This window comes from Pseudomonas sp. KBS0710 (assembly GCF_005938045.2).
GTDB lineage: Bacteria > Pseudomonadota > Gammaproteobacteria > Pseudomonadales > Pseudomonadaceae > Aquipseudomonas.
Map to the genome: position 1 here is coordinate 5677034 of NZ_VCCF02000001.1, position 23167 is coordinate 5700200.

The 23167-nt window shown below is 62.3% G+C and carries 20 protein-coding genes; 2 read left to right on the plus strand and 18 right to left on the minus strand.

Annotation, left to right across the window (positions count from 1 at the left end; genetic code table 11):
* Positions 1-30 precede the first annotated feature (30 nt).
* From FFI16_RS25925 to FFI16_RS25955, 7 genes are all read right to left on the minus strand, one after another.
* Entirely contained in the window at positions 31-1473 is a 1443-nt protein-coding gene (locus tag FFI16_RS25925) for an efflux transporter outer membrane subunit (protein ID WP_138817380.1), read from the minus strand.
* Positions 1470-2360 (minus strand): efflux RND transporter periplasmic adaptor subunit, encoded by an 891-nt coding sequence (locus FFI16_RS25930; RefSeq protein ID WP_138817381.1) that lies wholly within the window; start codon positions 2358-2360, stop codon positions 1470-1472. Before FFI16_RS25930 ends, FFI16_RS25925 begins: the two co-directional genes overlap by 4 nt.
* Entirely contained in the window at positions 2357-2566 is a 210-nt protein-coding gene (locus FFI16_RS25935; protein ID WP_016969155.1) for a DUF1656 domain-containing protein, read from the minus strand. The genes FFI16_RS25930 and FFI16_RS25935 overlap by 4 nt, the downstream gene beginning before the upstream one ends.
* The gene (locus FFI16_RS25940) at positions 2563-4641 is read right to left on the minus strand and encodes an FUSC family protein (protein ID WP_138817382.1); all 2079 of its coding nucleotides are present in this window, start codon (positions 4639-4641) and stop codon (positions 2563-2565) included. Before FFI16_RS25940 ends, FFI16_RS25935 begins: the two co-directional genes overlap by 4 nt.
* Entirely contained in the window at positions 4638-5054 is a 417-nt protein-coding gene (locus FFI16_RS25945; protein WP_138817383.1) for a MarR family winged helix-turn-helix transcriptional regulator, read from the minus strand. Before FFI16_RS25945 ends, FFI16_RS25940 begins: the two co-directional genes overlap by 4 nt.
* Positions 5055-5443: 389 nt before the next feature.
* Complete coding sequence (locus tag FFI16_RS25950; protein WP_138817384.1) at positions 5444-5689, minus strand: DUF2789 domain-containing protein; 246 nt, start codon at positions 5687-5689, stop codon at positions 5444-5446.
* Between the two features lie 33 nt (positions 5690-5722).
* Positions 5723-7333 carry a glycosyltransferase family 39 protein gene (locus FFI16_RS25955; RefSeq protein ID WP_138817385.1) on the minus strand — a complete coding sequence of 537 codons (1611 nt, stop codon included), beginning with the start codon at positions 7331-7333 and terminating at the stop codon, positions 5723-5725.
* 194 nt (positions 7334-7527) lie between these two features.
* Between FFI16_RS25955 and FFI16_RS25960 the strand changes: the two genes are divergently transcribed.
* Positions 7528-9684 (plus strand): outer membrane assembly lipoprotein YfiO, encoded by a 2157-nt coding sequence (locus FFI16_RS25960; RefSeq protein WP_138817386.1) that lies wholly within the window; start codon positions 7528-7530, stop codon positions 9682-9684.
* Positions 9681-10385 (plus strand): DUF3142 domain-containing protein, encoded by a 705-nt coding sequence (locus FFI16_RS25965; RefSeq protein ID WP_138817387.1) that lies wholly within the window; start codon positions 9681-9683, stop codon positions 10383-10385. The genes FFI16_RS25960 and FFI16_RS25965 overlap by 4 nt, the downstream gene beginning before the upstream one ends.
* Before the next feature lie 39 nt (positions 10386-10424).
* Here the strand turns inward: FFI16_RS25965 and FFI16_RS25970 are convergent, their stop codons facing one another.
* The 11 genes from FFI16_RS25970 to FFI16_RS26020 all read right to left on the minus strand — a co-directional run bounded on the left by FFI16_RS25970 (position 10425) and on the right by FFI16_RS26020 (position 23103).
* Positions 10425-12878, minus strand: coding sequence for a TonB-dependent siderophore receptor (locus tag FFI16_RS25970; RefSeq protein WP_138817388.1), 2454 nt, complete (start codon positions 12876-12878; stop codon positions 10425-10427).
* 92 nt (positions 12879-12970) lie between these two features.
* Positions 12971-13921, minus strand: coding sequence for a FecR domain-containing protein (locus FFI16_RS25975; protein ID WP_138817389.1), 951 nt, complete (start codon positions 13919-13921; stop codon positions 12971-12973).
* The gene (locus tag FFI16_RS25980; protein ID WP_138817390.1) at positions 13918-14427 is read right to left on the minus strand and encodes a sigma-70 family RNA polymerase sigma factor; all 510 of its coding nucleotides are present in this window, start codon (positions 14425-14427) and stop codon (positions 13918-13920) included. Before FFI16_RS25980 ends, FFI16_RS25975 begins: the two co-directional genes overlap by 4 nt.
* A gap of 72 nt (positions 14428-14499) precedes the next feature.
* On the minus strand, positions 14500-15945 hold the full coding sequence (locus FFI16_RS25985; RefSeq protein WP_138817391.1) for an efflux transporter outer membrane subunit: 1446 nt from the start codon (positions 15943-15945) through the stop codon (positions 14500-14502).
* The gene (locus tag FFI16_RS25990) at positions 15942-17000 is read right to left on the minus strand and encodes an HlyD family secretion protein (RefSeq protein ID WP_138817392.1); all 1059 of its coding nucleotides are present in this window, start codon (positions 16998-17000) and stop codon (positions 15942-15944) included. Before FFI16_RS25990 ends, FFI16_RS25985 begins: the two co-directional genes overlap by 4 nt.
* 15 nt (positions 17001-17015) lie before the next feature.
* A complete protein-coding gene (locus FFI16_RS25995; protein WP_138817393.1) occupies positions 17016-18551 on the minus strand; it encodes an MFS transporter in 1536 nt (511 codons plus the stop codon).
* Between the two features lie 227 nt (positions 18552-18778).
* Positions 18779-19699, minus strand: a complete 921-nt coding sequence (locus FFI16_RS26000) for a LysR family transcriptional regulator (protein WP_017136615.1) — start codon at positions 19697-19699, stop codon at positions 18779-18781.
* A gap of 52 nt (positions 19700-19751) precedes the next feature.
* Positions 19752-20378: a TonB family protein gene (locus FFI16_RS26005; RefSeq protein ID WP_138817394.1), complete on the minus strand. Its 627-nt coding sequence runs from the start codon at positions 20376-20378 to the stop codon at positions 19752-19754.
* A gap of 99 nt (positions 20379-20477) precedes the next feature.
* Positions 20478-21326, minus strand: a complete 849-nt coding sequence (locus FFI16_RS26010; protein ID WP_017136616.1) for an ABC transporter permease — start codon at positions 21324-21326, stop codon at positions 20478-20480.
* Positions 21327-21337: 11 nt separating this feature from the next.
* A complete protein-coding gene (locus FFI16_RS26015) occupies positions 21338-22189 on the minus strand; it encodes an ABC transporter ATP-binding protein (protein WP_017136617.1) in 852 nt (283 codons plus the stop codon).
* A gap of 20 nt (positions 22190-22209) precedes the next feature.
* Positions 22210-23103 (minus strand): TauD/TfdA family dioxygenase, encoded by an 894-nt coding sequence (locus FFI16_RS26020; protein WP_138817395.1) that lies wholly within the window; start codon positions 23101-23103, stop codon positions 22210-22212.
* Positions 23104-23167 lie beyond the last annotated feature (64 nt).

Genomic DNA, 23167 nt, shown 5'->3' on the forward strand with positions numbered 1-23167 from the left:
TGGCCCGCCTGTCAAAGCATAGCTTTTCGCTCAGGGTTTGCCGGGTTGTGACGCCTGCGTTCGTCCGCTTTCCCAACCGCCGCCCAGCGCCAGGAACAGATCGATCTGGCTCATGGCAACTTGCGTGTTGGCTGCCGCCAGCTGCGCGCGCACATCGGTGTAGGTGCGCGTGGCCTGCAAGTCGGCCAGGAACGAGGCGCGGCCGGCCTGGAAGAAGCGGTGCGTCTGCTCCGAGGCTTCCTTGGCGGACGCGCCAGCATCGGCCAGGGCGTCGCGGCGTTGCAGTTGAGCGGTGTATTGCGCAAGGCCGGTCTGGGTTTCGCGGATGGCATTGAGCACCACGCCGTCAAAGTGCGCCAGGGCGCCCTGGGTCGCGGCTTCGGCTTCGTGGATACGTGCGCGAGCGCCGTTGGTCGGCACCGTCCAGCTGATCAGCGGGCCAAAGCCCCAGCGATTGGTCGCTGGGGTGCCGAGGTCGTCAAGAATGCCGACCGTGCCCACTGTGGCGCCGATGCTGATGTCCGGGTACAGCGCGCCAGTGGCCACGCCGATACGCGCGGTGGCCGCCGCCAGTTGGCGTTCGGCCTGGCGCACGTCGGGGCGGCGCTTGAGCAGCGCAGCGCCGTCGCCCACGGGCAGCAATTGGGCGATGTGCGGCAGCTCGGCGCAGGTGCCGGTGCCCGCTGGCAGTTGGTCCACCGGCTTGGCCAGCAACATCGACAAGCGGAACAGGCCCGCCTGGCGGGATGCTTGATAGCGCGGGATCTCGGCACGCAAGGATTTGTATTGGGTTTGCGAGCGGGTCACCTGGGTTTCGTCACCACGCCCGGCGTCGCGCAGGCGCTGGGTGAGCTGGGTGCTCTGGCCTTGCAGGTCGAGGGACTCGTTGGCAATCGCCAGTTCTTCGTTGGCCGCACACACTTGGGTGTAGGAACGCACCACGTCCGCCACCAGGGTAATGCGCGCAATATCAGCGGCGGCCTGGGCGGCGTCGGTGCTGGCCTGGGCGCTTTCTATGCCGCGCTGCAAGGTGCCGAACAGGTCAAACTGGTAGGAGGTGCTGATGCTGGCGCTGCCGATGTTGGCCACCGGGACTTTTTCCGTCAGCAAAAACGCTTCGCCCGACTCTTGCAGGCGCTGGGCTTCCGCCTTGGCGCCGGCACTCCAACCGCCTGCGGATTCAGCCTCTTGGGTTTGGAAACGCGCGCGTTGCAGATTGGCGGCGGCCACGCGCAAATCGGTGTTGGAGGCCATGGCCTGGCGCACCAATTCGTCCAGGCGCGGGTCGTTGTAGAGCTTCCACCAATCGGCCGGCACCGGCGCCGACACCACGTTGTTGCCCTCGCCCGCGAGCTGCCCTTGCAGGTCGCCACGGTTGATGGCGGACGTTTCCGGCAGCTTGTAATCCGGGCCTACCGCCTGGCAGGCCGACAGCAGCAAACCCAGCGCAGCGGTTGCCAGCAGCTGCTTCATGGTTTTTCTCCGTCTTTGACCTTATCGCCGATGATCGACACTGTGGCCGTGCGCCCGGCGATCATGCGGAAATCTGCCGGCACATCATCAAAGGCAATACGCACCGGAATCCGTTGGGCCAGGCGCACCCAGCTGAACGCCGGGTTGACGTTAGGCAGCAGGTTGGAGCCGCTGGTGCGGTCGCGGTCTTCGATACCGGCGACGATGCTCTGCACATGGCCGCGCAGACGGGCGTTGTCGCCGATCACGCGAATATCCACGGCCATGCCGACATGGATGCCGTCGAGCTTGGTCTCTTCAAAGTAGCCGTCGATGTGGAAGGAATTGCTGTCCACCACCGACAGCACCGGGCGCCCGGCGGTGACGAACTCCTGATTGCGCGGTGCACGGTCGTTGACGTAGCCGTCCACAGGGCTGCGGATCACCGAGCGGTCGAGGTTCAGTTGGGCAGCGTCCACGCTCACTTGCGCCTCGGCCAGGGCCGATTGGGCACGGGCCACGCGCGACTGGCTTTCTTCCAGCTGCTCGCTCGGCACCAGGTTGCCCAGGCCACGGTTACGCTTGTACTCGCGGCTGGCCTGGGCCAGGGTTTCCTGGCGGTCGGCCACGGCGGCCTGGGCTTGGCGCAGGGCCAGCTTGAAACGGTCCTGGTCGACGGCGAACAGCACCTGGCCCTTGGTCACCAACTGGTTGTCGCGCACGTCGACTTGCTGGATCAACCCGGACACGTCCGGGGCGATCTGCACGATGTCGGCACGGATATGCCCGTCACGGGTCCAGGGTGCAAACATGTAATACATGACCATGCGCCACACAACGACGACAGCGAAGGTCACTACCAATAACGTCAGGACGACACGGCCGATGGTCAAAAAAGGTTTTTTCATGTCATGAGGTATCGACTGAGTGAGTCCACGGCGCCCAGTAACAGCGCGTAGAGCCCCACATTGAACAATGCCCGGTGCCAGACCAGGCGATAGAAGTGAATGCGCGTCAACAGCCCGTGCACCACCAGAAACAACACATACGTAATGCCCATCAGCACCAGCAGCGTGGGCAGGAACACCCCGCTGATATCCAGATCACCGATCATAAAGGCGCTCCATCAGGTAACGGCGCTTCCCGCTCGGTGCCGTCGATAAATTCCACGCCCGGCAGCAACGACAGGCGCAGGCCGGCCAGTGCATGCAGCAGATGCAGGCGGGTGTCTTCTTCGTCTTGCTTGCCCTGGCCGTTGAGGGCGCGACGGGTGCGGTCGAGGGTCATCAGCAGACCACTGGGCGCGGGCAAGCGTTCACCCGCCTTGAGGCAGGCTTTGAAGTAACCGCCCACGCCTTCGACCACTTGGTTAAGCAGCACCCGTGGCACGCCGTAGATGCGTGGCGAGTAGGCCAGCAGGTCGAGCAGGTTGAGCGCCACACGCAAGTCACGCAGGGCGCTGCCGGTGTCCTGGCCGATCAGGGCCAGGCGCGGCAGGTGCTGCATCAGGCGGTCGAGCATTTGCGCGGCCATGTGCCGGTGTTCGGCCAGGGTCGCAGGCTCGGTGAGCGTGACGATGTCGCGCCAGCTGAAGCGGGTCAGGCGTTTGGCCGCCAATTCAGCGCCGAAAGGCCGTGCGATCAGCGTCCACACAAAGGCGAACAGCAAGCCCACCGGACCGGCCAGGTTGACGTTGGCGAAGTTGAGGAAGTCCGCGTCGTAGGCGCCCTGGATGCTGATAAACGACGAGGTGTTCACCAGTGTCAGCAGCATGCCGAGGTAGAAACGCGGCTGCACCGTGAGGGTGCCGATGCAGATAAACGGCACAGCAAATGCCAACACCAGCATCGGAAAATCGTGCAGGTTGGGCAGCACCAGAAACAGGTACAGGCTGGCGAACAGCACCGACATCGCGGTCCAGAAAAAGAACCGGTAAATCTGCGGCGCGGGGTCGTCCATGGAGGCGAAAAAGCTGCAGGCCACGGCGGCGAGGATCACCGCGCTGCCGCCATCGGTCCAGCCCAGCAATATCCACAGTACCGAGGCGACGATGATCGCGGTAACGGTGGAAAACGCCGAGTAGAACATCAGGCCACGGTCGAGGAACGGCGTGAGCCGGCCCAGGCGCCAGTGGCGGTACACGGCGCGCCAGGTGTCCTGGCTTTCGCACTGGATGGCGGCTTGCAGGCTGCGGCAGTCTTGCCACAGGTCGACCCACTCGCCGAGGCGGTACAGGGCATTGGAAAACAGCAGCGTGTGGCGATCGTCCAGCGCTTCGCCCTGAGGTTGCGCGGCGTCGATCTTGTCGCGCAACACGCGCCAGCGTTCCAGGGGTGCTTGCTCGGTGGTGCTATCCAGCCAGGCGTTGGCTTCTTGCAGCAACGGCGTGAACCGGTCGAGAAACTCCGGGGCGCGGTGTTCGATCGCGTAGATCGCATCGTCCAGCGCGTCGATCACCGGCAGCAGATGGATCATGCGCCCACGCAGTTCCTTGGTATTGCGCACCGTCTGCGGCCGTGCGCCTTCGTGGGGCAACTGGCCGATCATCAATTCCAGGGTGTTGAAGGTGGCGACCATGCCGCCGCGCAAAGTGCTGATTTCTTCGGGCGCAACGTTTCGGGTCAGAAAGCGCTGGCTGTAGACCTGGGCATCGGCAAACCACTTGGCCACCGAGCCGTCGAACACCGGCATCAGGCGCCGTGGCCAGAACATCGCGCCGACAATGGCCGCAACGGCAATGCCGAGGAAGATTTCTTCGGTACGCGCCTCGGCCACATCCCACACGGCCAGCGGGTTATCCACCACCGGCAAGGCAATCAGCGGCAAGGTGTAGCCGGCCAGCATCAGCGCATAGCTGTTGGCAGTACGCAGGTGCAAAGACAAAAACAGCAAGGTGCCGGTCCACAGCGCAATGATCACCACCAGCAAATATGGCGTCTGAATAAACATCGGCACAAAAAACACCGCCGCCGCCGCGCCCATAAAGGTGCCGACAGCGCGGTACAACGCTTTGGAGCTGGTAGGGCCGACAAACGGACTGGAGACGATATACACCGTGGCCATCGCCCAATACGGACGCGGCATTTGCATGAGCATGGCGATGTACAGGGCGATCATCGACGCGGCAAAGGTGCGCACGCCGTAGAACCAGTCGCGGGCCGGCGGCATGCCGGTAAAAAATCCGTTCAAGAGTTCGCCTCAGCCGCCTCGAAGGCCCGCAGTACACGCAACGCCGCTTCAAGGTCGCCGTGGGCGATGTCGGCCAGCACTTCCTGGCGCAGGCGCACCAGTTGCACTTCCACCGCCTGCACCAGCTCACGGCCGCGCTCGGTAAGGCTCAAGGCCTTGGCGCGACGGTCGTGGACGTCTTCGGTGCGGCATACGTAACCGTCATGGCACAGACGATCAAGCAGGCGCACCAACGACGGGCTTTCCATGCCGGAGGCCTGGGCCACTTTCACTTGGTGCACACCGTCGCCCAAGCGGCCGATCATCAGCAACGGCACGGCACAGGCTTCGGAAATACCGTAGCTCACCAGCGTGGTCTGGCAGATTTTGCGCCAGTTACGGGCGCCCACCACCATGCTGCTGCTGAGGTTCATATGGAGTTGTTCGAGGGTTTGGGACACTGGATTGTTCGCATACAGTTAGTTTGCTAACTATCAATATGGTGGATGGATCCAAAGCCGTCAAGTTTTGAAACACTTTTGTGATGGGTGGTGGGCAGGTGAAAATAAGTAAAGCGGGTTTCAGGGCAGGCGTTGGATTTTCAGCAGTCGTTGCAACACAGCAGATCAAATGTGGGAGCGGGCTTGCTCGCGAAAGCGGACTAACAGTCGACATCTGCATCGACTGATCCACCGCCTTCGCGAGCAAGCCCGCTCCCACATTTTGGACCCGTGTTGGCCTCAGACTGGCTGTTCGGCCTGAGCGTCCAGGCGGCGCTGGATTTTTTGATCGTTCCCACGCTCTGCGTGGGAACGATCGGCCCTTACACCCCGCGCCCACCCCGCAACAACAGATTCAGCTCATCCACCACCTCAGCCCAATCCGCATCGTCGATAATTTCTTCGCGCAAAAATGCTTTCTGGCTGGCATTCCAGAAAAAGGCATCTGCCAATTTCAGATCCGGTTTAAGCGGCGAATGCACTGCCACAAACTTCTCAATACTGACCGGGTCATCCGGCAGCCCGAGCTGTTTGAACAGTGACGGCAAGCTGTGCACAGGCGACTCCATGGCGAACTCCAGGCAAAGAAGATTTAACTGAGTCTAGCGGCAGCTTTCAGGTTGCGGCTGCGCCCCGTTGCACAGCACGAACAATCGCGCCCTGGCACCACCGCCATCCTGACGGCTCAACTCACGCCAGCCTTCAGGTAAGGGCGCGAATTCATCCGGCGCTTCGTTGCTGCTGATCAGCCAGACGCGGCGGGTATCGGCAGGCAATGCCGACAGGCGGTCGAGGTAAATGCGCCCGCCGTCCTGATCGACCAATGTGCCGAAACCGTAGGCGTTCGGGCGGGTCGGCGTGCCGTCGGGTTTGGGCGGCGTGTAGAGCTGCAATTGGGCGTCGGTCTGGTCGTAATACACATAGCTGAGGTACCACAGCATGTCGCTGAGAACGATGCGGTCGTCTTCCTGGTAATTACGATTGACGAACTCCACGGGCACGTTGAACTGGTCATGTTCATCGACGGTGAAGTTGTTTTTGAGCCCCATCAACTCCACACCTGCAAACAGCACGAACAACGCGACGCCCAGCCATGACCAGCGTGCCGGCAGGCGATCAATGGCCAGCGCCACCAAGATGGGCAAACCCAGGGCGTACACCGTCAGGTAACGCTCGATAAACACCGGCGAAACGAACGAAACCGCGAACACCAGCAGCAGCGGCAGCAGGAAAAACAGCGCCAGCAGGCTGGCCGGGCGATAGCGTTCGCGGTCCTGCCAGGCGGTGATGCCCACCACCGCAATCAGCAGCAACGGCACCAACCAGTACAACGGTGCCCATAAGCCGATGCCCTCGTCCTGGACAATGAATTGCCAGATCATCGACGGCAGTGAGAACAGGTTGACCGGGTCTTCCCAGCCGATGTCCCCGCCCACTTTCAGTTGTTCGACGTGTTGCACCAAGCCAAGCAAATTCGGCAACCACGGCAGGTACACCACGACGATCGCAGCATTGGCCACCCACCACGCAGGGCGCGTGAGCAAACGTTGGCCGGGCGACTGGGCTGAACTCAGCAACGCCAGATACGCCCAGTGCACCAGCACACACAAGGCAGTGAAATAATGGGTATAGAAACCGGCGCTCATCAGCACGACATACGCCACCAGATAGCGCGTGCGCTCTGGTTGGCGCACCCAATACACCAGCGCCAGCGTGGCACCCAGCAGCCACACGCCCAACAGCGAATACATGCGCACTTCCTGGCTGTAGCGCACCGCCGTGGGTAGCAATGCAAGCAGGATCCCCGCGAGTACGGCGGCACGCCGGGTAGTCAGTTGCCGCGTCAACCAGATGCCCAGGCCCACGGCCATCGCACCGGGGATCGCACTCATGCTGCGAATCGACCAGATACTGTCACCGAACAGCTCGATCCAGCCACGCAGCATAAAAAAGTACAGCGGTGGGTGGACATCGTGGGCGGCGTGAAACCACAGGTCAGCGGCAGCGTATTCGCTGAGCAGCAGGCTGGAGCCTTCGTCACCCCAGATTGCGGCGGACGTCAGGTTGTAAAAACGCAGGGCGACGGCCAGTACCAGGATCGGCACCCACCACAGACGACTCATCCAGCCGGCAACGTCCCAGCGGCTCGTGACGCGATCAAATGCGGACAATGCCGCCACCTTTTCATCTTGCTCCACCACAGACCGTCGCACCTCGATTCCCCTACCATTGCCTTTTCCGGCCGGCTAAAAAGCCCTGCGCCTGAATGACCGCCACTCTAGGACAAAAACCCTTTATTCGCTGCTGGAATCGGACAAATCGGCGATTTGTGTAGGCCTTCACCGAAGCATTTGTCAGATCACGCTATTATTGCGTCCTTCAAAGGACTCAGGATCAAGGACACGTCATGCGCATCGGTTTTCTGTCACCACTGGCCCTGGCATTGCTCGCCGGCCTTTCCTTCCAGGCCCAGGCCAGCGGCGATGACTCGTGTTACCCCGACTGGCGGGTCTCACGCGACAGCCTTGAAGGCTGCAGCAACCTGCCCTTCCTGAGCCCGGGCAATGACAGCCGGGTCAACCTGCGCCTGTTGCTGGCGGATAAACAGGTGGCACCGCTGACGCCCAACGCACTGGGCGAGACGGACCTGGAAGAAGGCTTCGGCCCGGTGCCGTTCCCGGTGTACCGCCTGACCCCGGTAGCCGACGCCGCCAGCGAAAAAACCGACGAGGCACCCGCACCCAGCAAACTCGACGAGTTGCTTGCGCCACTGGGCATTCAGCGTGAAGGCGACAAAGCGGCGGGTGACGCCTTCCTGAGCGGCGAAGGCAGCCGCTGCCGCAGCAATGATGAAAGCAGCGCCACGGCGTTTATCAGCCAAGTGGTTAAAGCCGACGTGCCCGAAGCGGAGCGCCAGCTGCTGGCCAAGGGGCGTGTACAGATGCTCGGCGCCTGCACCTGGGACGGCGCAAGCCTGGGCGACCCGGAGCAGATCCAGTCCACCGCAGGCCGCGAGCTGCGCACTTACCTGCAAGCCGCCGGTGACTTCTACAGTGGCCGTTTCGGCGATGCGCAGCGCGGTTTTGTCGCCGCCGCCGCCGGCAGCCTGCCGTGGGTCAAAGAAGCCGCGTTCTACATGATCGCCCGTACCGAGTTGAACCAGGCCCAGGAAAACGCCTTCGACGAATACGGCATGCCGCAACTGGAGCATGTGGATAAATCGGTGCTGGCGAATGCCGACACCAGCTTCAACCTGTACCTGAAAACCTATCCACAGGGCGACTACGCCGTCTCTGCCCAGGGCCTGCTGCGCCGGGTGCATTGGCTGGCGGGCGATACCGACAAATTGGCCAACGACCTGGCCGCGCAGTTGAGCGCCAAACAGCGCAATGTGTCGCTGGACGAGCTGGTGCAGGAGGCCGACAACAAGCTGCTGAGCGCCACCCAAAAACCTTCGGCCAACCCACTGATGCTGGCCGTCAACGACTTGATGTGGATGCGCGCCGGCAACCCGCCCCAGTTGAGCCGCGCCGCCCTGGACGCGCAAAAAAAGGTGTTTGCCCAGGAGCCTGCGCTGTACGACTACGTACAGGCGGCGTTTGCGCTGTACGTAGAACACCAGCCCGACAGCACCTTGAAACTGCTGCCTCAGGAGGTGCCCGCCAGCCTCGACTATTTCGCCTTCAGCCAGCAAACCCTGCGTGGCCTTGCCCTGGAAGCCAAGAAGGATTGGCAAGGCGCGCAAGCGCTGTGGCTGAAGCTGCTGCCCCTCGCCAAGCAACCCTTGCAGCGTGACCAGCTGGAACTGGCGCTGGCGATGAACTACGAGCGCAATGACCAATTGGCCAACGTGTTCGCCAGCGATTCGCCGATCAGCGCCAAGCAGGTGCGCTACATCTTGCTGCGCAACATCGCAGGCCAGGACCTGCTGCGCCAGCAGATCAGCCAGGCCAGCGACCCGGTCGAACGTGCCACCGCCCAGTTTGTGCTGCTGTACAAAGACCTGATGCGCGGCCAGTACGCCACCTTCGCCGACGACCTCAAGCAACTGCCGGCATCGGCGCCCGCCGACAAACTCGGCACCAGCCTGGGCTATGTCTATGGCGATGGCCGCTCGCTGCAGTTGTTCCAGTGGAACGGTGATAAAGCCGAATCCGGCTACGCCTGCCCGAGCATTGCGCAAGTCGCCAGCACCCTGCAGGCCGATGGGAAAAACCCCAAGGGCCTGAACTGCCTGGGTGAGTTCATCCTGCGCAACAACCTCGATGGCATGCCATTGGACCAAGTGCGCGCCGCCGGCAGCCTGGGCAGCTCCGCCTCGTTGTTCAAGGGCGAGACCTTCTCGCGCCTCGACGGTTATCGCCAGGTCATCGCCAACCCCAAGGCGCCGCACAACGACAAGGCCTACGCGCTGTTCCGTGCGATTAACTGCTATGCACGGGCCGGCTATAACGGTTGCGGCGGTGTAGATGTGGATAAATCCGTGCGTAAAGGCTGGTTCCGCCAGCTCAAAACCGGGTTCGCCGACACCGAGTGGGCGCAGTCGCTGAAGTACTACTGGTGAAGCACCTGTGGCTAGGCTTGCTGCTCCTGGCAAGCCCGGCCTTTGCCGGCGTTGACGCCCGCGACTACGACGCCTTCTGGCTGTGGAGCGGGGTCACGCCGCAGCCGGTGCTCAAACAGGCGAAAACCCTGTACATCCTCCAGGGCCAGATCAACTCCACCCGCCGCGCGCCGCAACGGGGTGTGCAGTTTATCGCCCAAGGCATCAGCGTACCGCGCATCACCCAAGGCGAGGTCTGGGTGGTGTACCGCGCCCACACCCTGCACTGGCCCGAACGGGTCTACACCCAACTGCTCGGCCAGGTGCAACGCTGGCGCGATGCGGGCAACCCGGTGGTCGGCATCCAGATCGATTTCGACGCCCGCACCCAGTACCTGCACGAATACACCGGCTTCCTGCGCGACCTGCGCCAACGCCTGCCCGTTGAGATGAAGTTGAGCATCACGGGGCTTATGGATTGGAGCAGCAACGCCGACCCAGCCGCCATCGCCCAGCTCAAAGGCGTGGTCGATGAAGTGGTGGTACAGACCTACCAGGGTCGCCACAGCATCCCGGATTACGCGGCGTATTTGCCACGGATGAACCGGCTGGGGCTGCCGTTCAAGGTGGGGCTGATTCAAGGCGGCGTGTGGGAAGAGCCGGGGTATTTGAAAGGGAGTGAATGGTTCAGGGGGTATGTGGTGTTTTTGCAGAACCGTTGACAGCATGGAGCCGGATACCCGGCTCCCGAACATCAGTGTTTACCAGTCATACGTCAAGCTGGACACCACCGTACGCCCTTCCCCGTAATAACAATCCAGGTCACTGGTGCACTGCGACACGTAGGTTTTGTTGGTGAGGTTCTGCACGTTCATTGCCAGTTTCACGCCTTTGAGTTTCAGCGGCGAGGCGCCCAGGTCGTAGCTCAGGCTGGCGTCGTAGACGCTGTAGGACGGCACGCTGAAGGCGCCTTCGTAATAGTCACCCAGGCTTTGGCGAGCATAGCGCACGCCCAGGCCTGCGCCGAGGCCGGCCAGCGGCGTGTCGCCGAGCACGGTGTAGTTGACCCACATCGAGGCGGTGAGCGGTGAAATGCCTGCGGGGTGGCGACCTTGGCGGCCGTCGTTGTCCTTGGTGTATTTGATGTCGTTGCGCGAGGCCGAAGCGACGATGTCCCACGCATCGCTGAGAACCGCCTTGGCTTCCAGTTCAACCCCCCGTGAGCGCATGGCGCCGCTTTGGGTGCTGAAGGTGGTGTCCACCGGGTTGGTGGTCAGCACGTTTTTCTGGTCCAGCTGGTAGACGGAAGCCTGTACGAAACTTTTCTGGCCGGGCGGCTGGTACTTCACGCCGGCTTCATATTGTTTGCCGGTGGAAGGTTCGAACGGCTTGCGGTTGGCATCGGTGCCCGCCAGCGGCAAGAAGGATTCCGAGTAGCTGACAAAGGGCGACACACCGTTATCGAACAGGTACACCAGGCCCGCACGGCCAGTGAACGCCTGGTCCTTGCTGGCAAAGCGGGTGTTCTGCAACGGTTCTTTATTCACCACGCTGGCCCAGTCATAGCGCCCGCCCAGCACCAGCACCCATTTATCCAGTTTGATCTGGTCCTGCGCATACAGGCCGGTCTGGGTGATGGTGCGGTCCCAACGGTAGGGTTGACCGAAATTCAGGCGCTGGCCGTAGACCGGTTTGAACAGGTCGATGATCGGCGGGTTGCGGTCATATTGCCCGTGAAACAGTGAATTGGAGTGGTAGTAATCCAGACCAAGGATAACGGTGTGGGACAGCGCGCCCGTGTCGAATTCAGCCTGGGCAATGCTGTCCACTCCGAACACTTTGTTGTTCTGCGCCCAGTCCACGCCGAAGCGTTGCAGGTAGCGTTGGTCTTGCACGCCGGTGGCCGGGTTGGGAACAAAACGGTAGCCGTGCAACGGCGCGGTGTAGCGGTCATCGACCTCGGCATAGCGCGCGTTTTGCTTGAGTGTCCAGGTGTCGTTGAGGCGGTGGGAAACCTCGTAGCCCAGCACATACTGCTCGCGGTTGTACTGGTTGACGCCTGGCTCGCCGAGGAACAGGTCGCGCTTGATCTTGCCGTTGGGGTTGGCCCACAACGTGCCGGACGCCGGCAGGCCTTGGGCTTCGGGCACGCCTTTGTCTTTTTGGTACTGGGCGAACAGCGTCAGGCTGGTGTCGTCGTTGGGGCGCCAGGTGAGGCTGGGGGCGATGAACTGGCGTTTGTTTTCGACATAGTTGATTTCGTCCTGGCCGTCATTGGCCAAGCCGGTCAGGCGGTAGAGAAACTGGCCCTGTTCATCCAGCGGGCCACTCAGGTCGATGGCCGCACTTTTGTGTTCATACGTACCGGCTTCCAGCACCACTTGATGAATCGGCGTTTCGCTGGGGCGCTTACTGACCATATTGACGATGCCGCCCGGCTGGTTCTGGCCATACAGCACCGAGGCCGGCCCTTTGAGCACTTCGATGCGCTCCACGCCATAGGGCTCGATCTGCAATGCACCACCGGTGCTACCGCCGCCGTAGGGCAGGTGCAAACCGTCGAGGTACAACGGCGTGGGCGAGAAGCCCCGTGAGGTCGGCTCGTCGAACAACTTGACCCGGTCAGCAAAGCCACCCACGCTCATGCCCGGCGTGTAGAGCAAGGCCTGGGTGACGCTTTGCGCGCCGCGCGCCTTGATTTCGGCAGCGGAAATAACGTTGATCGTCTGCGGGATTTCCACCAACGCCGAATCGGTCTTGCTGCCGGACGCACTGCGCGTAGCGACGATGCCGTCCACCGGCCCCCAAGCACTTTCCTGCACTTGCTGGCCGCTGATCTGCGTGGCGCCTAGCTGCAACGGCCCGCCTTGGGCCATCGCCTGCAACGACCAGCCGCCCTGGGATTGCACCGCAACCAAACCGCTGCCCGCCAGCAGGCGCTCCAACCCGGAACCGACCGCATAACGGCCTTGCAGCCCCGCACTGCGCTTGCCTTCGGTGAGCGTTGCGTCGACCGACAGCAGAATTCCCGACGCACTGGCGAAGCGGTTCAACGCCTGGTCGAGGCTGCTCGCCGGGATATCGTAGGCGCGCAGCGCTTCGGTGCCTTGTTCGGCTTGAACCTGGCTCGGCAGCATCGGCACTGTCGCCAACAGGCTTACAAACAAGCCACGGCGCAGGGCGCGGGCCAAGGGTTGGATTGGGTGGTGCGGCATTGCTGGACTCCCCGTGAGAACGCTTCTTGATTGGCTTTCAAGAGGTATCCCGAACGGGCCGAGAAAACCGACAAGGCCTGAGCAAACTATTTTCAGACGCGTGACTTTATCGTCACCCAATAACGCGTCACTGCCTGCACTTGCACCGGCAGCGAACGTTCCAACGCCGCCAGGATTGCGTCGGTATCGTCAAGCGGAAACACACCGGTCAACAGCAAACCGGCCACCGCCTGGTCGCAGCGCAACAAGCCCGGACGGTAACGGCTCAACTGCGCCACGAACTCACCCAGCGGTTGGCGTTCGGCGATCAGGCGATGTTCGGTCCAACTGCTGGCGTTCAGGCTCACCGCAGGCAGCGCCGAGCTTTGGCGAGCGTTAAACCACAGGCTGTCACCGGCACTTATTTGCACCGCTGTGCCGTGCAATGGGGTGACACGCACGCGGCCTTCATACAGGTCGACACGGCTGCCATCCGCCAGCTCGCGTACGGCAAACCGGGTGCCCAGCGCTTGCACATCGCCCGCCGGCGTTTCAACGATCAAGGGTCGCACCGGGTCGTGGCCGCTGGTCAGCAGGATCTCGCCACGGATCAGGCGGATACGCCGCTCGCTGGCGCTGAAACGCAGGTCCACGGCGCTGTTGCTGTTGAGGTCCAACTGCGTGCCGTCGCTTAAGGTCACGTGGCGAATCTCGCCCGTGGTGGTGCGGTACTCAGCAAAAGCGGCCTGCCAGGGTTCGCTGCGTTGCACCAGGTAACCACTGCCGCCGGCCACCAGCAGCACGCCGAGCAGCTTGAGCGCGGCGCGGCGCTGGGTGTCGGGTGTATCGCGCAACACGGCGCGAGCACTGTCGGCCGGCACGCCGCCAAGGGTTTTTTGCAAGTGCTGCAAACGTTGCCAGGCGCGGCGATGTTCCGGGTCGGCCGCCTGCCACCTGGCGAATGCCTGATGCTGTTCGCCGTGCAACTGGCCGCTCCATTGCAGCATGAGCCACTCACTGGCTTGTTCGACAATGGCCGGGGCGATGGGCGCATCGTGCCTCATTCTTCGTAAACCACTTGGTAGCACGCGACGATGGCGCGGGTCATGTACTTCTGCACCGAGCTGACGGTAACGCCCAGGCGTTCGGCGATCTGCGCGTAGCTCAGGCCTTCGAACTGCGACAGCAGGAACGCTCGGCGCACGTTATCGGGCATGCGGTCGAGCATCGCATCGATCTGCATCAGGGTCTCTAGGATCAGCGCGCGGGTTTCCAGCGACGGCGATTCAGGCTCCGGCAGGTGCGCGATGCTTTCCAAGTAGGCGCGCTCGATACGCAGGCGCCGCCATTGGTCGATCACCAAGTTGCGCGCAATCTGCGCCAAATAGCTGCGGCTTTCCTTGTCACCGGGGAAACGCCCCGACACCAACAGGCGCAGGAACGTGTCCTGGGCGATGTCGGCGGCATGCTCGCGGTCGCCCAGACGCTTGCGCAGCCAGCCTTGCAGCCAGCCGTGATGGTCGCGGTACAGGAGGTGAAGATGTTGCTGGCCGTCAGTCGCGATGCTCATGAAAAGCTCAGAGTGTTATTGAGAGCAATTATCATTACATCTTATTTCGCGACTGACAAAACTCTTTATTGCTCAGCGCTCGGCGGTCTGCAACGGATACACCGACTCCCAGCCACCGCCCAACGCCTTGTACAGCCCCACCATCGCCAGCGACACGCCGGTGGAGCTTTCTACCCACTGCTCCTGCGTGGCCAGCAGCGCGCTTTGCACGGTGAGCACGTTGACGAAGTCCACCACGCCTTCGACGTACTGCTGTTGTGCGGTGCTCAACGCGATCTGGTTCTGGCGCACCGCTTCGGCGAGGCTGTCGCGGCGCAGTTGGCTGGCGTTGTAGCGGGTCAGTTGGTCATCAATCTCATGCCAGGCACGCAGTACGGTTTGCTGGTACGCCAGCGCCGCTTCCTGTTGCTGGGCTTCACGCAAATTCAACATGCCTTGCAGGCGCCCGCCATTGAACAACGGCAGGCTGAACTGCGGGCCGAAGGCAAACGCGCGCGAGCCCCAGGAGCCGAAATCCGAGAGTTGCAGGGCCTGGGAACCGAGGCTGCCGGACAAGGTGATACGCGGGTAAAAATCACCTTTGGCCACGCCAATACTGGCGGTGGCCGCATGCAGGCGCGCTTCGGCCTGGCGAATATCGGGCCGGCGTTCGGCCAGTTCCGACGGCAGGCCGATGGCGACCTGGCGCGGGGTTTGCGGCACGGCGGCGTCCTTGGACAATTGCGCATGCAGCGCTTGCGGCGGCTCGCCCATCAACAGGCTCAGAGCATTGATCAGTTGGTCCTGACGCTGCTGCAAGTCCGGCAAACGCGCTTCGATGGCGGCAACCTGGGCGGCGGCTTCAGCCACGTCCAGGTCGGTGGCCACGCCGTCGGCCAGGCGCAGTTGCGAGAGCTTGAGGCTGTGGCGGGCGACGTCGAGGTTTTGCTCGGTGACGGCGCGGGTGTTCTGCACACCGCGCAGTTGGATGTAGTCCTGGGCGGTCTCGGCGAGGACTGACAGCAACACGGCGCGACGGTCATCTTCAGCGACTTGCAGGGTGGCGTCGGCGGCCTCGGTTTCGCGTTTGACGCGGCCCCAGAAGTCCAGCTCCCAGGCGGCGGAGAAGCCCATGTCCCACTGGTTGTAGGCCGAGTGACCATTGCGGTTGGACGGGTCGCTCAAACCTTTGCCGCTGTTGCGCTGGCGCAGATAATCACCGGTGGCGTTGACGTTGGGATAACGCTCGGCAGTGGTCACCTGACGCACCGCGCGGCTTTGTTGCAGGCGGCTGCTGGCCAGTTTCAGGTCGAGGTTATCGGTGAGCGCACGGCGTGTGAGGGCCGAGAGCTCTGCATCGTGGAACACGTCCCACCAACGCTCCTGCAAAGGGTCGCTCACCGCACGGCTCTGCGCCTGACGGCCCTGGGGTTCGCGCCACTGGGTGACTTGCGGGCCTTGAGGCCGCTGGAAATCCGGGCCGACCGTGCAGGCGCTCAGGCTGATAAGGCTCAAGGTGAGCCAGGCCAATTGTTTCATTGTTGGGCCACCTCACGCGACTGCGCGACAGCCTGAGTGTCGACACTGGCTTCTACCGACATACCCACGCGCAGGCGTTCAATATGGGGCTGGTTCGGCTCCAGGATGATCTTCACCGGAATGCGCTGTACCACCTTGGTGAAATTACCGGTGGCGTTGTCTGGCCGGACCGACGCAAAGGTCACGCCGGTGGCAGGCGCCAGGCTCTCCAGATGGCCCTTGAGCAATTCGCCGTCGAGGCTGTCGACGCTGAGTTCTACGGCTTGGCCGGCATGCATATGCGACAGTTGGGTCTCCTGGAAATTGGCCACCACATAGGCCTCGGCCAACGGCACGACCGCCAGGATCTTGCTGCCGGGCGTCACATAGGCGCCGACGCGCACGGCACGTTCACCGACCATGCCATCCACCGGCGCGACAATGCGTGTGTAGGACAGCTGGTAGCTGGCCATTTCCAACGCGGCCTGGGCGCGTTTGAGCCCACCGTCGGCAGCGTCACGCTGGGCGGTGAGGATTTCCACTTGCTTGCGTTCAGCCGCCAGCACGGCCGTGGCTTTGGCCAGGTTTGCGGTGGCCTGGTCGATACGCGTCTTGGCTTGCTGGGCGTTCTGCACGGTGCCTGCGCCCACGCCGGCGAGGTGGTTGTAGCGGTTCAGTTCGTGCTCGGCGAATGCCACTTCGGCACGGTCGGCCGCGACGGTGGCCTGAGCCTGGGCGATCACCGAGCTTTGGCGCTCCAGGGTTGCGGTGGCGTTCTTCAGTTGGGCCTGGGCGACCAAGGTGTCGGCGTCGGCAGCCTGGGCGGCAGCACGAAAATCGCGGTCGTCGATCAACGCCAACAATTGGCCAGCCTTGACGCGCTGGTTGTCTTCCACCAGCACTTCCTTGATGAAGCCGGCCACGCGCGGCGCCACCAGCGTGAAGTCGGCGGCGACGAAGGCGTCGTTGGTGGTCTGGCGCTTGCTGCCCAGCACGCCCGGCGCGACCAGATACACCAGTACGCCGACGGCAAACACAGCAATAACGGAGACGGCAATTTTGTCTTTGCGTTTCATGAGAAGTCCTTGAGGCTAGATGGGTGCGCGAGGCGGAAAGATCCGCGTGGGCATCCAGAAAATCAGCAGGATCAACGCCACCGCGACACCGGCCATGACGTAATAGAGGTCCGAAGAGGTCAGCACTACCGCCTGCTGGTGCAGGCGCTGCGCCAGGCCCGGCGCGTCGCCGTCGGCCAGGGGCGAGTTGCCCAGGTGATCCACGAGCATGGTCGAGTGGAAGTGCTCACGTTGGGTGGTCAGCGTGTCCAGCACGGCCGTGGCGATGACCGCCGCGAGGCCTTTGACGGTGTTGAACCAGGCCGAGGCAAACGGCCCGTCCATCGGCTGGATGCTGCCGGTAGAGAGCATCAGCAGCGGCAATACGGCCATGGGTTGGCCGAAAATCTGCAGCAGGTACCAGCCATAAAAATCGTCGCGTATCCACGCCGAGGTGAGGTGCGAACTGCCGATGCAGCACAGCACCAGCATGCTCAAACCCATCCCCAGCACCCAGCGGCAGTCGACCCAACGCAGGTTGCACAGCGCCGCCACCAGCGGCAGCGCAATCAATTGCGGCAACGCCATCAACAGCATTACCGGCGCGGTTTGCAGTGGCCGGTAACCCTGCACCTGGGCGAGAAAGCTCGAGGGGATGATGATCACCGAGGTCAGCACCATCAGCACGCCCGCCAGTACGATCAGGGCGAACGCCAGGTTGCGCAGGCCGAGCATCTGCAACTTGAAAAACGGCACAGGCTGCGACCATTCATTGAGCATGAACAGCACCAGCAACACGCCACCGCCGATCAGCAAAAAGGTGATCAGGCCCGACTCGAACCAGTCCAGGCGATTGCCCTGCAACAGGCCGATCACCAGCATGCAGATCGCCGGAAAACCCAGCAGCAGGCCGCGCCAGTTAAACTGCTTGAAGCGCTCCAGGCGCAGCGGGTCTTGCGGCAAGCCGTAAGCCACCGCGACCATCGCCAGCAGGCACGGCCCGACGATTTGCCAAAACGCCCATTGCCAGCCGACGTATTCGGTCCACAACGCCGCCAGCGGCGTGCCCAGGCTCGGGCCGAACGTGGCGGTGAGCGCATAACCAGCCAGGCCGTAGAGCTTGACGTTGGCCGGCAGGAAACGCAGCGCCACGGTCATCAGCATGGGCGGCAGCGCACCGCCGGCCAGGCCTTGCACGGTGCGCAGCACCAACAGGCTTTCGTAGTTCGGCGCAAACGGGCACAGGATGCCCAGCAGGGTGAACAGCCCGATAGCGCACAGGGTGAAGCGACGCAGGGAAAAGGTCACCGAACACCACGGTGCAAAGGCCATGGCTGCCACGGAGGTGGCCGTGTAGGCCGCAACCAGCCAGGTGCCTTCGTCAAAGCCGATGAACAGCGCACCGCGAATATCGGCGAGGGCTACCTTGGTGACCATCTCATTGAGACCAGAGACCAGCACCGCCAGCAGCACGCCGACCAGGCCGATGATGATGCGCGGGCCGAACACAGGTGGGCTCAGGGCAGTAGGTTTGGCTGCAGCCTGGAGAGCGGGGGCAGCGAGGGATGTCATGAACGCGCAACTCGGGATTAGAAATACCCGAGCAGTTTAAGGGGGCGCATACATGACAAAAAAGTTACTTATTGGAAGCTTATAAGTGCGCCAGACGCAATCGCTGGGATGACTTAGATCTAATGTGGGAGCTGGCTTGCCTGCGATGGCGGTCTGACTGTTTGGGATTCATTGCCTGACCCACCGCAATCGCAGGCAAGCCAGCTCCCACATTGATCGAGTGCATCTCAGCTGGGCTGGGCTTCGAGCCAGGTGGCATGGCAGCTCTCGCGCATGGTCTCGCGCAGCCATTTGTGGGCCGGGTCTTTGTCGAAGCGTGGGTGCCAGGATTGGGCCAATACCAAGGTTGGCAAGGAGATAGGCAACGGGAAGGCGCGCAATGGCAGGTTCAGGCGGTTGGCGCTCAGCAACGCTTCCTTTGGCACCGGCAGCAGTAGATCGGAATCGGGCAGCATGAACATCGCGCCGTGAAAGCCCGGGGCGATCATGGCCACGCGGCGCTCCAGGCCTTGGGCGTTCAGCGCAGTATCAATCGGCCCGCGGGCGATGCCGCGTCGCGAAATGCTGATATGGGAATAACTGGCAAACCGTGCGGCGGTGATTTCTTCGTCGAACAGCGGATGATCTTGCCGCGCCAAACCGACGAAGGTGGTGGAAAACAAATTCTGTACCTTCACCTCCGGGCTGGCCGGCAACGTATTGCTCACGCGCAGGTCCAGGCGCCCTTCGCGCAGCGCGTCGTCGTCGGTATCCCCTTCGGGCACAAAGCACAGCTCGCACAGCGGTGCCATGCGCTCCATGGTGTCGAACAGCCGACCTCCGTACACGCCGACAAAAAAGTCGTTGGCCCTTACGCTGAAGCGGCGGCGCAAGGTGCTGAGGTCTACCTGGTCCGCCGAACGAAACAACAACGCCGCCTGTTCCACCACGTTGCGCACCTGGCCTTGCAGCTGCAAAGCCTTGGGCGTCGGCACCAGGCCGCGACCGGCACGCACCAGGATCGGGTCGCCCACCGCCTCGCGAATTCGTGTGAGCGTGCGGCTCATGGCCGCCGGGCTAAGGTTCATCCGCCGCGCCGCGCCGACCACACTGCCCTCGTCGAGCAAAGCGTCGAGGGCGACCAGCAGGTTCATGTCCGGTAGTTGCATGCCAAGCACTCGTGATCAGTGGGGAGTGAATTGCACGCAATCCTAGCAGGCTTTACAGGTAGAGCTTGGTGCCGCGTGGCAGGAAGTCGGCGAAAGCGGCTTTGGGATTGGCCTGGCACTTGCGCACGATTTCCGGCAGGGCTTTCTCAAAGTCGTCCGCCTTGGACAGCCCCTCGTAGTAGTCCTTTTTGCCGCTCAATGCCGGGAACATCACCGCGACTCGGGTGATGGCAAAGCTCTTCATGTCGATCAGAGGACGGTTGGGATGCTCACGCTGGAACTGGCTGACTTCTTCGTTCAAGGCGCTGCAGGATTGATAGGTGGTTTGAGTAAAGCTCAGCTGGACGCTTTCTTTGCTGGACTGTGTAGGCGTGAAGACCATGTCGTTTTGCGCCACGACATGGGCGGGTTGGTCTGCGCTCACCTCCCAGGGTTTAAAGCGCCACAGCGTGGCTGCGGCTACGGCGGCTTCGCCAAAAGCCGGCTTAGTAGCACTGAGCGCTTTGACATCACTGACCGAGCCGTCGTTATGGATATTCAAACTGATGCGCGCGTGTCCCTGGATGCCAATCAGGTTGGATGGGTAGGTCGGCTTGGGCATCGACACCGCTTGCGGGGTGAACTGAGCAAAAGCCGACGCCGACAAAAACAAAGCCGCCACCAAGACAAAAAACCGCATCGCCGTAAATCCTTCTACCGGGAATGCCTGACGCCAGGGCGACGTCAGGTTCGGCCAGCATTATCGGGCTCACACCCGACAAAGAGCAATCATTCCTATTTAACGCTGCATGCCCCAACGCTTTACGGTGAGCCGTTCGAAGGTATCAAACACCAGGTTTTCCACCAGCAGGCCGATGAGGATCACCACGGCCAAACCGGCGAAGACCTTATCGGTGTACAGCTCGTTGCGGTTCTGGAAAATATACCAACCCAGCCCGCCTTTACCGCTGGTGGCGCCGAACACCAGTTCAGCGGCGATCAAAGTGCGCCAGGCAAAGGCCCAGCCGATTTTAAGGCCCGCGAGGATCGACGGCAGCGCTGCCGGAATCAGGATGAACAACACAAAACGCATGCCCTTGAGGCCGTAGTTGCGACCGGCCATGCGCAGGGTTTCGGACACGCCGAGAAACCCCGAATAGGTGTTCAGCGCCAACGCCCACAGCACCGAATGCACCAGCACGAAGATCAGGCTGTTCTGCCCCAGGCCAAACCACAGCAGCGCCAGCGGCAGCAGGGCAATCGCCGGCAGCGGGTTGAACATTGAGGTCAGGGTGCTGAGCAGGTCGCGGCCCAGTTGGGTCGAGACCGCCAGCGTGGTGAGGGCAAACGCCAACACGATGCCGATCAGGTAGCCCTTGATCAGCACCGCCAGTGAGATCCAGACCTTGCTCAACAGCTCACCGCTGAGCAGGCCGTCGAACAGTGCCTGCGAGGTCTGCAAAAAGCTCGGCAACAGCAGGTCGTTGTTCTGGTAGCGGGCGACCGCCTCCCAGAGAATCGCAAGCACGATCAGGATCAAGCCCTTGCGCAGCCAGCCTTGCTGCCACAGGCGTTGGCGCAGGGGCAGTTCGCGCTCGACAGGGACGCTGAGCAGTGGTTCGAGGGTGACTTCAAATTCCTGGCGCATGGTTCGGCCCCTTAGTAAGCAATGCGGATATCGGCGAAACCCAACTCACGTTCGGCCTCGGGCGCTTCATCGAACAGCAGGCGATGAATACGCCGCGCCGACGCCTGGAATTCCACACCGCCGAGGCTGTGCAGGTCGTATTGATGGCTGTGGATTTCTGCCCGCACGCGCCCGGGATGCGGCGACAACAACAGGATGCGGTTGCCCACCACCAGCGCCTCTTCGATGGAATGGGTGACGAACAACAGGGTGAAGCGCACCTCTTCCCACAACAGCAGCAATTCTTCCTGCATCTTGCGCCGGGTCAGGGCATCGAGGGCGGCGAACGGTTCGTCCATCAGCAGGATTTTCGGTTGCATGGCCAGCGCGCGGGCGATGGCCACCCGGGCTTTCATGCCGCCGGACAGGGTGTGCGGGTAGGCGTCGGCAAAGGCACTGAGGCCGACTTTTTCCAGGTAGTGCAGCGCGCGCTCTTCGGCTTCGCGACGCTTGAGGGTCTTGGAGGCCAACAGCGGGAACATCACGTTCTGTTTGACGGTTTTCCACGGTGGCAGTTGGTCGAATTCCTGGAACACCACAATGCGATCCGGCCCGGGTTCGTCGACTTTTTGCCCCAACAGGCGAATCTCGCCTTCGCAAGGTTTGATAAACCCGGCGATGGACTTGAGCAAGGTGGATTTGCCGCACCCCGAAGGGCCAAGCAGCACGTAACGGTCGGCCGGGTCGATTTCGAAACTGACCTGGTGCGTGGCCCGCACCACACGCTCGGGCGTGCGGTATTCGAGGCTGACGTTGTCCACCGCCAATAGCGGTTTGGCGGTACTCAGGGTGCTGGCCGCGTGGCCTTGCAGGGGCGCGTTCATGTCAACTCTCTTGCCGGGAATCAGAAAGGCGCATCGCCCTGGATGGTGGTGCGAAACAGTTTGCGGCGCAGATGGCTCGGGCAACCGGCAGCCAGGTGGATCAACGAGCGGTTGTCCCAGAACACCATGTCGTGGGGCTGCCACTGGTGGCGGTAGATGTTCTGCGGCAGCACGCTGTGGGCGTAGAGCTGGGCCAGCAGATCGCGGCTTTCGTCTTCCGGCAGGCCGACGATACGGGTGGTGAAACCTTCGCTGACGAACAGGGCTTTACGGCCGTTTTCCGGGTGGGTGCGCACAATCGGGTGGACAACTTCCGCCACCTGAGCCAGCTGCTCGGGCGTGAGGGTTGGGCGCCAATTGCCTTCGAATTTGGTTTCGCTATAGCGCGCGGTGTAGGAGTGCGCGGCGCTGCGGCCTTCCACGGCTTTGCGCAGGTGCTCGGGCAGTTGGTCCCAGGCTTTGTGCATGTCGGCGAACAGGGTGTCGCCGCCTTCGGAGGGCAGTTCCTGGGCGTGCAGCATCGAACCCAGGCTGGGCAGCTCTTTATAGGAGAGGTCTGAGTGCCAGAACTTGCCCGCGTCACCCAGGCCGATGGATTGGCCGTTCTCGATGATGTTGGAGACGATCAGGATTTCCGGGTGGTTGGCCAGCAGGAACTGTTTGAGCACATGGATCTGCAGCACACCAAAACGGCGGCTGAAGGCGATCTGTTGTTCGGGGGTAATGCGTTGGTCGCGAAACACCACGACGTGGTGATCCAGGTGCGCGCGGTGGATGCGCGCGAAGTCCGTGTCGTTGACCGGGCGGGACAAGTCCAGGCCGATGACCTCGGCGCCGACGCTGCCGGGCAATGGGCGAATCTCGAAGGATTGAGCGGTTGGGGTCGCTGTTGGAACAGTAGAGGTGGCGGACATGAGGGCACTCCCGGTCGGACAGGGGAGTGAATTTATAGGCATAAGAATGGAAGCTTAAATACCG

Bases quoted from the DNA above. Each gene is read 5' to 3' on its own strand.
- FFI16_RS26015 (WP_017136617.1), bottom strand. From the start codon at position 22,189: ATGAACGCGCCCCTGCAAGGCCACGCGGCCAGCACCCTGAGTACCGCC.
- FFI16_RS26005 (WP_138817394.1), bottom strand. From the start codon at position 20,378: ATGCGGTTTTTTGTCTTGGTGGCGGCTTTGTTTTTGTCGGCGTCGGCT.
- FFI16_RS26010 (WP_017136616.1), bottom strand. From the start codon at position 21,326: ATGCGCCAGGAATTTGAAGTCACCCTCGAACCACTGCTCAGCGTCCCT.
- FFI16_RS25975 (WP_138817389.1), bottom strand. From the start codon at position 13,921: ATGAGGCACGATGCGCCCATCGCCCCGGCCATTGTCGAACAAGCCAGT.
- FFI16_RS26000 (WP_017136615.1), bottom strand. From the start codon at position 19,699: ATGCAACTACCGGACATGAACCTGCTGGTCGCCCTCGACGCTTTGCTC.
- FFI16_RS25945 (WP_138817383.1), bottom strand. From the start codon at position 5,054: ATGAACCTCAGCAGCAGCATGGTGGTGGGCGCCCGTAACTGGCGCAAA.
- FFI16_RS25985 (WP_138817391.1), bottom strand. From the start codon at position 15,945: ATGAAACAATTGGCCTGGCTCACCTTGAGCCTTATCAGCCTGAGCGCC.
- FFI16_RS25980 (WP_138817390.1), bottom strand. From the start codon at position 14,427: ATGAGCATCGCGACTGACGGCCAGCAACATCTTCACCTCCTGTACCGC.
- FFI16_RS25990 (WP_138817392.1), bottom strand. From the start codon at position 17,000: ATGAAACGCAAAGACAAAATTGCCGTCTCCGTTATTGCTGTGTTTGCC.
- FFI16_RS25960 (WP_138817386.1), top strand. From the start codon at position 7,528: ATGCGCATCGGTTTTCTGTCACCACTGGCCCTGGCATTGCTCGCCGGC.
- FFI16_RS25950 (WP_138817384.1), bottom strand. From the start codon at position 5,689: ATGGAGTCGCCTGTGCACAGCTTGCCGTCACTGTTCAAACAGCTCGGG.
- FFI16_RS25930 (WP_138817381.1), bottom strand. From the start codon at position 2,360: ATGAAAAAACCTTTTTTGACCATCGGCCGTGTCGTCCTGACGTTATTG.
- FFI16_RS25970 (WP_138817388.1), bottom strand. From the start codon at position 12,878: ATGCCGCACCACCCAATCCAACCCTTGGCCCGCGCCCTGCGCCGTGGC.
- FFI16_RS25935 (WP_016969155.1), bottom strand. From the start codon at position 2,566: ATGATCGGTGATCTGGATATCAGCGGGGTGTTCCTGCCCACGCTGCTG.
- FFI16_RS25925 (WP_138817380.1), bottom strand. From the start codon at position 1,473: ATGAAGCAGCTGCTGGCAACCGCTGCGCTGGGTTTGCTGCTGTCGGCC.
- FFI16_RS25995 (WP_138817393.1), bottom strand. From the start codon at position 18,551: ATGACATCCCTCGCTGCCCCCGCTCTCCAGGCTGCAGCCAAACCTACT.
- FFI16_RS26020 (WP_138817395.1), bottom strand. From the start codon at position 23,103: ATGTCCGCCACCTCTACTGTTCCAACAGCGACCCCAACCGCTCAATCC.